Source organism: Sulfurovum xiamenensis, from assembly GCF_030347995.1.
Lineage (GTDB): Bacteria > Campylobacterota > Campylobacteria > Campylobacterales > Sulfurovaceae > Sulfurovum > Sulfurovum xiamenensis.
Genome location: NZ_JAQIBC010000009.1, coordinates 14779 through 29944, shown reverse-complemented (window position 1 = coordinate 29944; position 15166 = coordinate 14779). Strand labels below are relative to the sequence as shown.

Here is a 15166-nt window from a genome sequence, read left to right as displayed (position 1 = left end):
AAACATTTTGAGTTTCTGTATATTGGTTGGGGTTACTTATTGGAGTGTTTGAATATTAATTTTGATAGTTGTTAGAAGAGAGCAAAACTCTTGTTATTTCTGATTTAATGTTCTGTTTTGTTTTGAAAGTGTTTGATATAATGTTTTAATATTATTGAGGGAGTGAGATATGGTTAATGAAGAGGAGATAAGGATTCTTCAAAATTTTAGAAAAATGCTTAATGATTATTTTAATGGTAATTATGGGGATGGGCATCAGGATGAATTAAAATCTGCAATAAATAAAAAATTGCACATAACTCAGGAATTAGTTGCTAGAGCTGGATGTTTAAAGACTATGACTATGGCTCCACCGCCTATGATTGGCGGTGCAATGATTAGGAATTTTAATCCCTTTGATATGCTTTTTACTGATTTCTATGGAAGTTCAATTATTCCTGATGTAATTGGTATTATAGATCAAGCTATAGGTAAATACGAGGCTGGTCTTGTAAAGTTTGAGAATGATGAAAAGAGTAAAACTAAAAAAGATTATAAGGGAGAACCTCCTGCAAAAATTACTCTTTCGTGGTTAAGTAATCATGTTCCAGCTAGTATGTGGTGGTCTGCTATAGTATTTTTAGCAGGTAGTTTTGGCTTGGGTGTTGCGTTCTGCAAATATATTTTAAAATAAAAAAAGGTATCTATATATGACAATACATGATTCATCACCTGAGCGTCGGAACTTAACTATTTTATCAACTTCGGTTATTTTATTTTATTTGGCAGAGGGGAAAGTTATTGGTGGGCAACTGAAGATTAATATGCTAAATGTCGAGTTTGCTAAGTCAGAAATATTGTTTTCCTCTATTTTTATTTTTTTACTCTGGTTTTTATTTCGTTATTGGTTAGTTGAGAGAGATGCTGCGGCTGAGGCTTTTCGAAAGGAAGTTAGTAAAATTAATTTAGCAAATATCTATAAAAATATAGTAGATAAGAAATATAATAATAATCATGCTTTTTATCTATATAGATCGGGAGAGCCTTATTCCCTTGATCCAAATAATAATGCAAAGATAAAGGGTGCGAAGGGTGCTTTCTTTAGAGCTTATATTTATGTTTGGATGTTTTTATCCAGACCAACATTGAGTGGTTATTATATTCCTTATCTTTTAGCTTATGTAGCTCTTTTTTTGCTTGACCCTTATTATATGGTTTTTGCTATTTGGATGTCTTTTGTTTTACCTAAGTTTCTTAAGAGTTGATTTTGAAAAAATCGTGTTCGTGAATTTTCTGGAGGAGCTTGCATTTATGTAAACACTTCAAAAGATTTTTAAGAATTCTCTAAATCTTCAAAAGTTGTAATATGATTTTCATCATGTGACAAATATCTTAATAAGTATGCTTTTCAAGACACATACTGTTCTCTCAGTAAACATACAAAAACCATGTCTCATAACCTGTCTTTTTTCAGTGTATCTGAACGTTTAAGAGATGAAAATACATATATAGATACCCAAAAAAGGAAAAAACATGATTATAGGATATGCAAGAGTTTCAAGTACAGGACAGAACCTAGATAGTCAGATTGAAGCATTGAAAGAAGCTGGCTGTGAGAAAATATTCATGGAGAAAAAGAGCGGTAAGCAATTTGAGAACAGAGAAGAGTTGCAAAATGCGATAGATTTTGTAAGAAGCGGTGATACCTTCATTGTAACAAGACTAGATAGATGTTCTCGAAATGTTAAAGACTTACATCAAATTATAGATGTACTAAACCAGAAAGATGTGGCCTTTAAAGCAACACAGCAAGAAGTAGATACTTCAACTTCTACAGGTAGATTGATGATAGGGTTACTGAGTATTGTGGCTGCTTTTGAAAATGACTTAAGAGCAGAAAGGCAAGCTGATGGAATTGCTTCTGCTAAAAAGCGTGGAGTGAAATTTGGAAGATCATCAAAACTAACAGATGAAGATGTATTAAACATAATTGATTTGCAAAATAATACTGATATGACTAATCAAGATATCGCTAATCAATTTGGTATAGCACGTAGTACTTTATTGAGATATGTTGCACAATATCAAACCTAAGAACTTTTATAATCTTTTCAAGTGTGGTTAAGATAAGATTTGATTAGTCTACTTTGGATTGTTAATCATTTGACTCTTTCTTTTCAGGCTTTACAATATCTTTAGAAATTGCTCTCACTTGTTTAATTATCTCCGTAGCCTCAGCAATTGATTTATGAGTAGGATGTTTTTCTGATGCAACGATGCCTGATAAGTCATTAATATCTAAAAATAGTTCTGATAGTTTATGATATGCAGCTGACTTTGCTTCAGGGTCGTCAATCATACGGGTTATTTCACTTACACCACCACCAAGAAGACGATCTAAGTGATCATATTTCATCTCTGCAACTCTGTAAAATTTATAATTACTATAGAGGGTTTGAGATATCCAGAACAATGGAAGTGCTATTGACGCTCTTACAGCCAAACTTGCATACCATTCTAAATCTTTAAGTGTATCTATAAAAAATGAGGATACCAATAAGACAGATAATAAAATCACGCTTACAATAAACAAAATAAAATAAAGCTTAACTTTTTCTGGAGCACCGCTTAGCTGTGTTTCAATTCTTTCTTTAAATGTTCCCGTGATTTTAAGTTCATTTTTTAGATTCAAGACATCATCAATACCATTTTGAATTTTTTCATTTATTTGAGTTTGTATAGCTTTAATGTCTTTCTTCTGTTGTTCCAATAACTCGTTTGCTTTTGTATTAAATGTTGATTCTAATTGTGTGGCTAGAGATTTTAGGCTAAATCCAGATGTAAGTGCCTCAGGAAGTATCTCTATATAGAATTTTTCCATTGGCTCATAAATAGTATTACCTTCTTTAAAAAATGTAATGGCTTGAGCAATATTTTTATTGTTGATTGCAGTTTGTAGTTTTTGATTCCATGGACCAAATTCTTCTTCAAACTTTACTAGACGATTACTGAGTTCAATAAATCTTTCTATATCAACAATTTCATTGCGAAGCTGATTATAATTTGCTCTACGATAGTGAAAGGTTACTTGAATTGTTTTTAATTGTTGCTGTTGTTCAGTTTGAGTCAGTGTTGCGAAAGTTTCTTCGTCAAATATTTTTAGTTTTTTTTCTTCTAATGTTTCTTCCAATGTTTTTATCCTTTGAAGAGAGAGAGTGTATCTATATTATTAGAGAAAAAATGTTCCCTATGTTCTCCCCACCCCTTGTTTTAAGTATCAGTAGTATACAAAAAATATCTGGGTATTTCAATAAGTATGAGAAAGTTTGATTTTGTGAAAGCATTATGAGTGCTGATGTAAATCTGAGTAACTACTTGTTTAATTACTTGGAAAATGTAAACCTTATAAAATTATTCTATATAAGATGTTTTAGAAGGGTACTAGTGACAAATTACTATATTATTCATCACAAGCCTTAATATATTATATTTTAGAGTAGATTATTAGGTGTTTGCTTAAAAAAGAACAAAAAGATATCAAAGTATACAAAATAGCAAACGATCCCCCTAGAGACTTTTAAACTTGTATTTGAGCGGAGGGGGGATCGTGAGCTACGATTCGAGTGATATGTAAGATTATTGAAACTTGTATTATGACTGATTGCATGGGTATGATATGGGTTGAAATGATAAATTTCGAGATTGAAGATGGATGAACGGATGGAAGAGAATAGATGGAGTAGACGAGATAGATTGATATGATTATTTTTATACTTTTTTTAAGTTGAACTCGGCATAAATTGCCATAGGTACATTTTTTAAAAAATTATCTGCATTAGAAGTGAGTAAAAGTCTTTGTACATTATTATTCTCAATTCCTCCATATGGAGCTATACAATGAAGTTTACAAGGAAAGTTATATTCTTTTACTTCACTAAGCTCTGATGAGGCTTTGATTTGAACAGTTCTATATTCTTTTTTAATTTTAGCTATCTGTACTTTATGACCATATGTTGGTTCCTCTTTTTGGATTGCAGAATATATTTTTTTATGAACATTTCTTATGGATGATAACTTTCCTTGTTCTTTAAACCTTAATATATTTTCTGGATTTGCATTAAAAATATATTCATTATTTGTAATGCAGTCGGTAAGATCACTCCATTGGTAAATTGTTATACCACTCTCTTTATGTTGAGATGCAAGGACTTCTTTCCAACGTGTATCACTGCTTGTTAAGAATATGGATCCCGTTACTTGAGATAAAAACATTGAAGATTCAAAGTTAGGACTCATATTTAGTGTCATTATTTGTCCTTCATTCCCTTCATAAATGTCATTTTGCAATAATGCAAATGGGTCCTGTTGCTTTTTTTGATCGTAAATATCAAGAATAGCACTGACTTCTTCTTCTGTTGCGTCTGCCAAAGTTTGAGATATGAAACTTTTTTGTTGATCCTTGGATGCAGCATAAATTGTTCGTTCATAACTGTCTTTAGCAAGAAACTCTGATAACTGTGCATCTTTTGATTTTACAACTTCATCCTCTGAAAGTAATGAAGCTTTTTTCTCACTTATACTTAGTAATTCTTTTAATAAGTGACTGTCAAAAATACTAGGATCTGGAATAAAATTAATATATCCACTATCAATAAATGGAAGTAAGTTTATCAGTAAATATACATTTTTTAGTGTCTGTTCTTTAAATTGATGAGGATTCAATACCGGACTAAACTTGGGATTGACAAAGTCTGGATGCATCATAGGATTTTGAATAATAACTTCATCAAAATATAGCGTTAAACTAATTACTGTCTCATTGATAACTCTTGGATCGATAATGCCTGAATATAATACTCTTAGTGAGTTATCTGGTTTCGGTAGTAAACTTACTATATCAGTATCTAATGGCCATAGGAAGCTATATAATTCATGTATCTCTTTTACTTGTTCATTATTTAATTCTTTTCGAATATCATCCCACGTTTTACCTTTTGAAAGTCCTAAAATATCAATGATACCATTAGCAAGTATTAGATTACGTTCTCTGATACTTATTTCATCCCATGATGGTCGTTGTGATATTTTTTTATTTCTACAACATTGTTTATATTTTTTCCCACTTCCACATCCACACGGATCATTTACAGATATCTTATTTGGTACCTTTCGTTTATGAAAATCATTTGCAGGTTTAGTTCGCCCAAATGCATCTTGATAATGTGTTGTCCCATTTTCATATCCAATAAACATTTCTCCACCAAAACGTCCAAGTTCATTTTTGGGAGGGAGAAGAGGTTCTCCTAATTCTGACCAATCATTTTTTATTTTATGTTCAGGGTCTAACCATTCTTTCTTTGCTGCGGCGATGTATCTATGCGCCCTTGATTTAATAATTAGATTAATCTTTTGAACATCAATATCATCTAAAAAGCGAGAGCTGATAAAATTATCCGTACGCACCATTCCTTCACCAAAATATCTGGCATTTTTACGTCTTTTTTTAGGATCTGAACCTTTAGGGTTTTCAGCATATTCATAATTAGTCAAAATCAGACAATGATTCATGTCCAGAGGAAAGATTGTTTGTGTTCCTATTAATGCTATTTCTGGATCATCGGGATATTTGCATTTTTCATGTTCAGGTGGATAAAAGTGATTATAGACCGTAATTGGATGATCAGAAATAATAAATTTAATATTTGCATTTTCTGCAGATACAATTTCCCTTACGCCTTGTGCCCATATTGTTTTATGCATTTGTCTAATTTTTTGCATTTCTAGCATTAATTCATTTTGATGCAGTTTTGGATAGTGTTTCGCTATCCAATCCAGGCCTTTCGGGGTTCTAATTTTTTGGGCATCAATGAAGTCAAATAAGTTTTCAAAGTGCGTATGCCATTGAATAGGGTCGTTACTAACAAAACCTTTTATTGCTCTTGCCCCATTATTATCAATCTCACCAAATAACTTTCTTTCTATTTCATCATTTATAAATTTACCAAAATATGTTGTGTATAAGTCTGTTCCATAAAAGCTTGTAGAAGGATGTCTCATACTATATTCGTTCATAAATATAGTTCTAGCATTGGCAAGTATCTTTTTTTCAGGATGAAGATCTAAATAATGTAATTTATCTGATCTATTAAATAAAAATCCTCTTTGATACCATTGAGGAACATAGTGATTATCACGTGTTATAGAACTCATAGTTTTAATTTATTTTCTTTTTAATCAAATTTTTTAGTATAACGTGTAAAGATCCACCCTTGAATTGTAGAATCGTCTACTTCATAGATAACCTTAGTCCAGCTTTTATCTTTATCAACTATTTCAACGATTTTACCTTGATTTAAGTGATCAATGATCTGTGCTTTTATTGATGGTTCAGATCTGACACGTAAACCATCAACTGTGATAAATCTATGACTATCTTTATTAATTAAATTTAGGTTTTCGATTTGAGGTATTTTTTTAATTTTTCTAACTTTATCTGTGTCAATCTTGGTCGCATTCTTTTCTAAAAAAGCTTGGATATTATTTTCAGCCTTTTCTATTTCGAGATTTTTATATGCCTCAAAATAGACTGATGAATAAAAATATAATGCTGGAAGGAACATCATAATGACAGCAGTTATAAGTTTCTGAGTAGTAGGCGATAAATTTTTGTATTTTTCAACATCAATTTTAGGAATGATTTGAATAATTTGGTCGATTACAAATTTATCGAGTCTTTCTTTTTTATCATCTCCCGTGAAGAAAAGAATTTGACTTTCATTTTCTTCTATTTTTATTTCTTGTACTATTTCAAATTCTGTGATAGTACGTATCTCTTCAAATACATTTTTATATGTTAAATCCGTAAAAGTATCAAAAATGTCTTTATATGACATCGATAAATTCATAGCATCATTGAGAGCTTTGAAGTCTAATGACATAGTTTTGATTGTGTCTTGGAGCTGTTCATTTATAGACTTACTAAATTGTGTGACTTCAGCAAAAGTATTACCATATGACTTAGACAAATTCATAGCATCATTAAGGACTGTGTAGTCTAATGATATAGCTTTGATCGTGTCTTGGAGCTGTTTATTTATAGACTTATTATATTGTGTGATTTCAGTAAAAGTATTACCATATGATTTAGATAAATTCATAGCATCATTAAGAGCTTTGAAGTCCAATGATATAGCTTTGATCGTATCTCCTAATTGTATAGTTGGTGTAGTAATAGAGGACATTTTTTCTGCTAATTTCTTGAATGAATTATCCAATGTAATACCTTTAAAAATTTTTATATTGGATTATAGCAAAATCTAGTTTCTGTACATAAGAATATGTCAAATTGAAATGTTTTTATTTAAATCGACATAGTGATCAAAGATACATGCGTGGGATTTACGTGGGATTAATGAAATTGAATGTCAGGGAAATGCCAATATAATTAGGGATTTTGATGTGTGGTGGTACCGCAGGTCGGATTCGAACCGACACGCCCGAAGGCAGAAGATTTTGAGTCTACCAAGTCTACCAGTTCCATCACTGCGGCATCTGCATTATAAAACGCAGAAGGGATTTTACTCCTAGGGAGCTTAAAGAAGGGTTATACATTACAAATATTATCAGATAAAATATCTATAAATAGCCCGTTCAAGCCGTTAGATTTATATTAAGAGTGTAAAATGGAGTGTAAAGCAACGCGGGGAGATAGGTATCATGAAAAGAGTAGTGGTGATCGGTGGAGGATATGGTGGACTGAGAGCTATCGAAAAACTATCTAAATATCAAGATATAGCTATCATACTGATCGATAAAAATCCCTATCATTATCTACAAACTGAGGCGTATGGCTATATCGCAGGCCAATTTGATATGCATGACGTTGCGATCGATCTGCAGAATTGGTGTGAAGGATTTAAAGAGAGGGTAACATTCATCCATAAAGAAGCTACTTCTATTGATTTTGAGCAGAAGAAGGTACACTTGGATGGGAGAGATCTCTTTTATGATTATCTCATCATTGCTACAGGCGCAAAAACAAACTTCTTTTCATTTATTGAGGGATTAAGAGAAAACAGTTATGGTGTCAAAAATCTGGAGAGAGCACACAATTTTAGAATAAAGTTTGAAAATATTATCTACAAAAAATTGCAGCATGAAGAGGATTCTAGAGAAGGGAAACTCAATATTGCTGTTGGAGGCGCGGGACTTAGTGGCGTGGAAGTCGCTGCTGAGATGGCTTATGTGTTGGACAGTTACAGTAAAACGATCGGAGATACAGCCAAAGAGATACATATTTATCTCATAGATGCAAGTGATACCATACTCCCAGGTATGGGACAATACAGTATTGACAATACCAAAAAGAGATTGGAGGCACTGGGTGTCAAGATTCTCACAAGTACTTTTATCAACACGGTTGACGCTACATACGTACACTTTAGAAGTGGTGAAAAACTGCCCTATAGTTTCATGATCTTCACGGGTGGGATCAAAGCATCATCACTCAATGATACGATCGATAATGAGAAAAATAGTATCAATCAACTGATTACCACTCCAGAGCTTAATGTTCAAGGTCAAAAAGATGTCTTTGCCATAGGGGACTGTGTGGAGATAAAAGACGCAAAAGGTAACATTTTGCCTCCCACAGCACAGATTGCCGAAAAAAGTGCAGAGTATGTGGCAAAAACCATTAGACAACGCATAGACGGTGTGGAATCCAAGCCATTTGATGCTGATGTCTCGGGTGTTTTTATCGCATTGGGTGGAAAGTATGCAGTAGGTGAAATGTTCAAGTATATCAAAGTGAAAGGGTATGTTGCATATGTACTTAAAAAAGCGATCACACATGCATATTATCTGGGACTGCGCTTGCGTATCAATACAGGATTTAAAAATCGTAACAGATAGAGGCCATTGTACAGAAGATGACACTGTCTTCAGCGCTTAGATAAGAATAAATATGTCATTTTGACCCTTTTTTATAGGGTTTTATTTTAATTTGTTATAATATCTTCATTATTTAATATTAATTTAGGAATAAAATTGAAAATCACAATTATTATTACGGCTATACTTTTTATCTATGCTGCATTTTCTACTATCTTTCATGAAACAGCATTGGTGGGTGATATCGGGAAAACAATAGGAGATACCAATCTCTATCTATTTGGCTACCTAGCTTATATCAATTTTTTTGTTTTATTTTATCCTCTCTTTAAACTTTACAGTGATCCTCGTGTAAGAAAAAATATCGATTTTTATTTAGGATGGATACTCTTTTTCATCTCCTTGATCCTCTTTAGCGCATTGGTACTGGAAGGTCAGGACAGAGGTTTTATAGGTACACAGATCGTGGAATTCCTGTACCCGCTCATCGGTAAAGCAGGGCTCTGGCTCTTTTGGTTGATGATCATGGCCCTCTCTTTGGTATTCATTATCGATGATGAGTTCGATTTCTCCCGATTTAAAATGAAAAGATCTGAGGTTTCATTCTCTTTTGCATGGATAGGAAGTATGTTCTCTATACTGGGAAGAGTCTTGAAGAAGATATTTAAAAACCCTTTTGCTTCACCGTCTCTTGAAGATGAAATGATGCCTGTAATGGATGTAGCTGAAGAAAAGCCAAAGAGAACACGTGAAAAAAGACAACCGGATACCAAAAAAGTTGTAACGAAGACAGAATCAGAGACAGTACATGCATTGGATGAATCGGATGATCCTGTGCTTAATGAAATACTCGAACTTGAACATGAGATGGAAACGAGTCTTTCCACAGAAAAAACTGCCGCAGGCAAGTCCCATGTAGAGATTATCAATGAACTGGAAGAAAACTCCAAACTTATGGAACAGATAGATAAAGGAAAAGTCGTCAAGCCTAAAAATTTCAAACTGCCTAAACTGGATTTTTTGCAAAAAGCACCTAAAACGACAAAAAAGGTCAATGAGGCAGAAATTGACAGAAAGATAGAGGAGCTACTTGCAAAGCTGCAGCAATTTAACGTAGATGGTGATGTTGTACGTACCTACAGTGGTCCTTTGGTAACAACCTTTGAATTCAAACCGGCTCCCAATGTTAAAGTTTCTAAGATCTTAAACCTTCAGGATGACCTTGCGATGGCACTTTCAGCTGAAACGATCCGTATACAGGCACCAATACCTGGGCGTGATGTTGTCGGGATAGAGATACCAAATGAAACAGTAGATACGATCTATCTTCGTGAGATACTTGAGAGTGATCTGTTTAAAAATTCCAGCTCACCTTTAACGGTCGCTTTAGGTAAAGATATTGTAGGTAAGCCGTTTATCACAGACATTAAAAAACTTCCACACCTGCTTATAGCAGGAACCACGGGATCGGGTAAATCTGTAGGTATCAATGCGATGATCCTCTCTTTGCTTTATAGGAATGATCCCGATCAGTTGAAGCTGATGCTTATTGACCCTAAGATGCTTGAGTTTTCGATCTATAATGATATACCGCATTTGATCACACCGGTCATCACTGAACCGAAAAAGGCGATCGCAGCACTGGCAAACATGGTAACAGAGATGGAACGTCGTTATAAACTGATGGCAGAGAATCGTACAAAAAATATAGACAATTACAATGAAAAAGTAAAAGCTGACGGTTCTGCAGAGCCTTTCCCTTTTATTGTGATTGTCATAGATGAGCTGGCTGACTTAATGATGAATGGTGGTAAAGAAGTAGAGTATTCTATTGCACGACTTGCTCAGATGGCAAGAGCCAGTGGTATACACCTTATCGTTGCAACGCAGAGGCCAAGTGTGGATGTTGTGACAGGACTCATCAAAGCCAATCTTCCATCCAGGCTAAGTTACCGTGTTGGCCAACGTATAGATTCTAAAGTGATCCTGGATGCTATGGGTGCGGAAAGTCTACTGGGACGCGGTGATGGTCTCTTTACGCCTCCTGGTGCTACAGGACTGGTACGTTTACATGCACCATGGAATAAAGAAGAAGAGATAGAAGAGATCGTTGAATTCCTTAAAGCCCAACGTGAACCTGAATATGATGAAAGTTACTTAGTGGCGGGTGGTGTCAGTGCAAGTGAAGGCGAGGAGGGTGATATAGATCTTGATCCTCTCTATGAAGAAGCGAAATCAGTGGTATTGACAGACAAAAAAACATCTATCTCCTACCTACAGCGAAAACTACAGATCGGCTATAACCGTTCTGCAAACATTATTGAACAGCTTGAAGCGATGGGTGTATTGAGTGCACCAAACGCAAAAGGTAACAGAGAAATCGTCTAATTTCTTCTTTGAACCTAAAAAGAGACTTAAATGGTCTCTTTTCATGTAACCATACGATACAAATAAATTATCTCATACATATCTTCATCTTATAGAACACTAAATCAACTATTTTTTTGTTAATATACAGCACAAAAATTACACAGGAGACCAGAATGGCCTTATTAGAAGAGTATAAAGCACATACGGCTGAGCGTGCTGAGTTAGGTGTTCCACCACTCGCACTTACAGCTGATCAAACAGCACAGCTTGTTGAATTATTAAAAGCAAGCCCAATCGCTGATGTCGATTACGCAATGGATATGTTCCAAAATAAAGTACCTGCGGGTGTGGATGATGCAGCTTACGTAAAAGCAGCATTCCTCAACGATATCGTACAAGGTAATGTAACTTGTGATGCTATCGATGCAGTAAAAGCATGTGAGATCCTTGGATCTATGCTAGGTGGATTCAACGTTACTCCACTAGTTGAAGCACTTAAGATCGGTGGTGAAGTGACAGACGCAGCTGCTGAGCAACTTAAAAACACTATCCTTGTATATGATGCATTTAACGATGTGAAAGCAATGATGGATGCGGGTAATGCAAAAGCAAAAGAGATCGTAGAGTCTTGGGCAAATGCAGAGTGGTTCTACAACAAGCCAGAGATGGAAAAAGAGATCACACTTACAGTATATAAGATCCCTGGTGAAACAAACACGGATGACCTTTCTCCAGCATCAGAAGCATTTACTAGAGCAGATATCCCGCTTCACGCGAACTCTTTCCTAGTGAACAGAATGGATAATCCACTTGAGACTATGGATGAACTGAGAAAAAAAGGTAACCCGTTAGCATACGTTGGTGATGTTGTAGGTACTGGTTCATCAAGAAAATCAGGTATCAACTCAGTACAGTGGCACATGGGTAGAGATATTCCAGGTATTCCAGGAAAAAGAACTGGTGGTGTTGTTATCGGTGGTATCATTGCTCCGATCTTCTTCAACACTGCAGAAGATTCAGGATGTATACCGATTCAAGCACCAGTAGGTGAATTAGAGACTGGTGATGTGATCACATTGAAGCCTTTTGACGGTGTGATCGAGAAAAACGGTACAGTAGTATCTGAATTCAAACTTGAGCCAAACACGATCCCAGACGAAATGAGAGCAGGTGGACGTGTACCACTTATCATTGGTAAAGGTCTTACAGCTAAAGCGAGAGAAGCACTTGGTCTTGGTGCATCAGATGCATTCATGGCACCTGAGCAACCAGCTGACAACGGTAAAGGGTATACTTTAGCACAAAAAATGGTTGGTAAAGCATGTGGACTTGAAGGTGTTAAACCAGGTGTGTATTGTGAGCCGGTTTGTACAACTGTAGGTTCTCAAGATACAACTGGAGCGATGACAAGAGATGAAGTAAAAGACCTTGCAGCACTTAGCTTTGGTGCAGACTTCGTACTTCAGTCATTCTGTCACACATCTGCATACCCAAAACCAGCAGATATCAAACTTCACCATACACTTCCACAGTTTATGACTGAGAGAAAAGGTTTCACACTTAGACCAGGTGATGGTGTTATCCACTCATGGTTGAACAGAATGTGTCTTCCAGATACAGTAGGTACTGGTGCGGATTCACACACTAGATTCCCTATCGGTATCTCATTCCCTGCGGGTTCAGGTCTTGTTGCGTTTGCAGCAGTTACAGGTATGATGCCTCTAACAATGCCTGAGTCTGTACTTGTAAGATTTACAGGTGAAATGCAACCAGGTATCACACTGAGAGATATGGTAAATGCTATCCCTTACCAAGCGATCAAAGATGGTCTTTTGACTGTTGAAAAAGCTGGTAAGAAAAACATCTTCTCAGGACGTGTTCTAGAGATCGAAGGTCTTGAAGATCTTAAAGCTGAGCAGGCGTTCGAACTTTCAGATGCATCTGCAGAGCGTTCAGCTGCAGCTTGTACTGTAAAGCTTAACAAAGAGCCTATCATTGAGTACCTAGAATCTAACATCGCATTGATCGAAGAGTTGATCGCTCAAGGTTACGAAGATAAAGCAACACTTGAGAGACGTGCACAGAAAATGAGAGACTGGATCGCTAATCCAGAGTTAATGGAAGCTGATAAAGATGCAGAGTATGCAGCAGTGATCGAAATTAACATGTCTGAGATCAAAGAGCCGATCGTAGCATGTCCAAATGACCCGGATGACGTTAAAACACTTTCTGAAGTACATGCAGCTGGTCTAAGAACAGATATCGATGAAGTATTCGTTGGTTCTTGTATGACAAACATCGGTCTATTCAGAGCGAATGCAGAGGTTCTTAGAGGTGAAGGTCAAGTAAATACAAGACTTTGGATCTGTCCTCCGACTAAAATGGATGAGAAAACATTGACAGAAGAGGGGTACTACTCAGTATTCGGAATGGCCGGAGCACGTATTGAGCCTCCTGGATGTTCTCTATGTATGGGTAATCAGGCAGCTGTTAAGCAAAATGCATGGGTATTCTCTACATCAACAAGAAACTTCGACAACAGACTTGGTAAAGGTTCTCAAGTATACCTTGGTTCTGCTGAGCTTGCTGCGGTGGTTGCACTTAACGGTAAGATCCCAACAGCTGAAGAGTACTTAGAAGTAGTTTCAAATAAGATCAAGCCAGAAATGACTGACAGTATCTACAAATACCTAAACTTCAACAAGGTTTCTAAAGAAGACCTTGAAGCTATGGTTGAGTAGTCCAGGTCACTATTTTCTTTACTTTCCTACCTCTTGAAGGTAGGAAACCTTACACACCAATTTAAATTCCCCCTTTATAATTTTTATCAAACAGCCTGTTTTTAGAATATGTACAATATTTTATTAACTCATAATATAATTAAAATTTATGTTATAATATTTTTGTTACAATAAATTGAATCATAAATCATAAATTAAAGGAGTGAAAATGGGTATGTTAATGATTGCGATCGCTATAGGTTATTTTGGCAGTATTGCTGCTTTTCTTATTATGGAAGAGATGTCGTTAAAAGACTCTGATTTTTCTGATATTAAGGATGCTTTTACAAAAGAGCTTAGTTTGGATGAGAGTCTATCAAAATACGGTACCATTAAATATATGGCCATGTATGTTGCTATTGTAGCTATTATTGGATTAGTAGTTTCAACACAAATTCTTATACCAAATAGTTTTGGCTTAGGATTTGACATGGCCTATGTATTTTTACCGGCTCTGATCGGGTCACTGATCATTTTATTGGTCAAATGGAGATTTCAACCTCTACTAAAACTCATTTCTTCATTTATGTTTGGCGCAGGATATATAGGCGCATCTGCATTTGCAGTGGCTGCTTCACATCTTTTCCTCACTTAAAATGTTTTAAAGATATCCTCGAACTCTTCGGGGATACGGCAAGGTTTTCCTCTCTCTACATAGACTAGAACCACTTCCATACTAAAGAGTTTTACATCATTTTTCCATACTTCTTGTAGGAGTACCACAGATGAGCGCTTCATCGTCAAGATCTTTGTCGTCACCTCAAGCATATCGCCCAGTGCAGCAGTGGCTAAAAAACAGGCTTTGATGTCACGTACCACAAACCCACTCTGATCGCCCAATGTGGGTTTCACCCCTCTTTGAAAAAAGATCTCTGAACGGGCACGTTCACAATATTTGATATAATTCGTATGGTAGACAATGCCACCTGCATCTGTATCTTCATAATAGACCCGTATCTTCATGTTAAACTCTCTTATTGACGGTATTGACAAGCGCTTAAGATTAAAACGTTCACTCAATGTTTTAAAACTTAAAGTCTTTTTGATCATATCTCTTGTTATTGTACAGAAATATATTAGATAACCACATCAAAAGTCTATTTTAAATAGTTATTGATAGTAAACTTTTTTATTTTGTTCCTTAA

Annotated in this window: 11 protein-coding genes and 1 tRNA gene; 7 read left to right on the top strand and 5 right to left on the bottom strand. The window is 35.3% G+C overall.

Annotated features, from left to right (window positions below):
* Nucleotides 1-169 precede the first annotated feature (169 nt).
* From PF327_RS09915 to PF327_RS09905, 3 genes are all read left to right on the top strand, one after another.
* Nucleotides 170-673: a hypothetical protein gene (locus tag PF327_RS09915; protein ID WP_289402408.1), complete on the top strand. Its 504-nt coding sequence runs from the start codon at nt 170-172 to the stop codon at nt 671-673.
* A 16-nt stretch (nt 674-689) separates the two neighbouring features.
* The gene (locus PF327_RS09910; protein WP_289402407.1) at nt 690-1244 is read left to right on the top strand and encodes a hypothetical protein; all 555 of its coding nucleotides are present in this window, start codon (nt 690-692) and stop codon (nt 1242-1244) included.
* A gap of 268 nt (nt 1245-1512) precedes the next feature.
* Nucleotides 1513-2073: a recombinase family protein gene (locus tag PF327_RS09905; RefSeq protein WP_289402406.1), complete on the top strand. Its 561-nt coding sequence runs from the start codon at nt 1513-1515 to the stop codon at nt 2071-2073.
* A gap of 61 nt (nt 2074-2134) precedes the next feature.
* On the opposite strand, the gene PF327_RS09900 is transcribed toward PF327_RS09905, so the two are convergent.
* From PF327_RS09900 to PF327_RS09885, 4 genes are all read right to left on the bottom strand, one after another.
* Nucleotides 2135-3169: a hypothetical protein gene (locus tag PF327_RS09900; protein ID WP_289402405.1), complete on the bottom strand. Its 1035-nt coding sequence runs from the start codon at nt 3167-3169 to the stop codon at nt 2135-2137.
* Between the two features lie 578 nt (nt 3170-3747).
* A complete protein-coding gene (locus tag PF327_RS09895; protein WP_289402404.1) occupies nt 3748-6189 on the bottom strand; it encodes a DUF4238 domain-containing protein in 2442 nt (813 codons plus the stop codon).
* Nucleotides 6190-6209: 20 nt separating this feature from the next.
* On the bottom strand, nt 6210-7253 hold the full coding sequence (locus tag PF327_RS09890) for an SH3 domain-containing protein (protein ID WP_289402403.1): 1044 nt from the start codon (nt 7251-7253) through the stop codon (nt 6210-6212).
* Between the two features lie 190 nt (nt 7254-7443).
* A tRNA-Leu gene (locus PF327_RS09885) sits at nt 7444-7528 on the bottom strand.
* A 167-nt stretch (nt 7529-7695) separates the two neighbouring features.
* Between PF327_RS09885 and PF327_RS09880 the strand changes: the two genes are divergently transcribed.
* The 4 genes from PF327_RS09880 (at nt 7696) to PF327_RS09865 (ending at nt 14616) form a co-directional block, all read left to right on the top strand.
* A complete protein-coding gene (locus PF327_RS09880; protein WP_289402401.1) occupies nt 7696-8892 on the top strand; it encodes an NAD(P)/FAD-dependent oxidoreductase in 1197 nt (398 codons plus the stop codon).
* A 135-nt stretch (nt 8893-9027) separates the two neighbouring features.
* On the top strand, nt 9028-11259 hold the full coding sequence (locus PF327_RS09875; protein ID WP_289402400.1) for an FtsK/SpoIIIE family DNA translocase: 2232 nt from the start codon (nt 9028-9030) through the stop codon (nt 11257-11259).
* A gap of 155 nt (nt 11260-11414) precedes the next feature.
* Complete coding sequence (gene acnB / locus PF327_RS09870; RefSeq protein ID WP_289402399.1) at nt 11415-13982, top strand: bifunctional aconitate hydratase 2/2-methylisocitrate dehydratase; 2568 nt, start codon at nt 11415-11417, stop codon at nt 13980-13982.
* A 208-nt stretch (nt 13983-14190) separates the two neighbouring features.
* Nucleotides 14191-14616 (top strand): hypothetical protein, encoded by a 426-nt coding sequence (locus tag PF327_RS09865; protein ID WP_008241988.1) that lies wholly within the window; start codon nt 14191-14193, stop codon nt 14614-14616.
* Here the strand turns inward: PF327_RS09865 and PF327_RS09860 are convergent.
* Entirely contained in the window at nt 14613-14984 is a 372-nt protein-coding gene (locus PF327_RS09860; protein ID WP_289402398.1) for a YbgC/FadM family acyl-CoA thioesterase, read from the bottom strand. The two genes, PF327_RS09865 and PF327_RS09860, sit on opposite strands and share 4 nt — an antisense overlap.
* Nucleotides 14985-15166 lie beyond the last annotated feature (182 nt).

Coding starts and splice junctions, on each gene's coding strand:
- PF327_RS09915 (WP_289402408.1), top strand. CDS start 170: ATGGTTAATGAAGAGGAGATAAGGATTCTTCAAAATTTTAGAAAAATG.
- PF327_RS09910 (WP_289402407.1), top strand. CDS start 690: ATGACAATACATGATTCATCACCTGAGCGTCGGAACTTAACTATTTTA.
- PF327_RS09905 (WP_289402406.1), top strand. CDS start 1,513: ATGATTATAGGATATGCAAGAGTTTCAAGTACAGGACAGAACCTAGAT.
- PF327_RS09895 (WP_289402404.1), bottom strand. CDS start 6,189: ATGAGTTCTATAACACGTGATAATCACTATGTTCCTCAATGGTATCAA.
- PF327_RS09880 (WP_289402401.1), top strand. CDS start 7,696: ATGAAAAGAGTAGTGGTGATCGGTGGAGGATATGGTGGACTGAGAGCT.
- acnB (WP_289402399.1), top strand. CDS start 11,415: ATGGCCTTATTAGAAGAGTATAAAGCACATACGGCTGAGCGTGCTGAG.
- PF327_RS09865 (WP_008241988.1), top strand. CDS start 14,191: ATGGGTATGTTAATGATTGCGATCGCTATAGGTTATTTTGGCAGTATT.
- PF327_RS09860 (WP_289402398.1), bottom strand. CDS start 14,984: ATGAAGATACGGGTCTATTATGAAGATACAGATGCAGGTGGCATTGTC.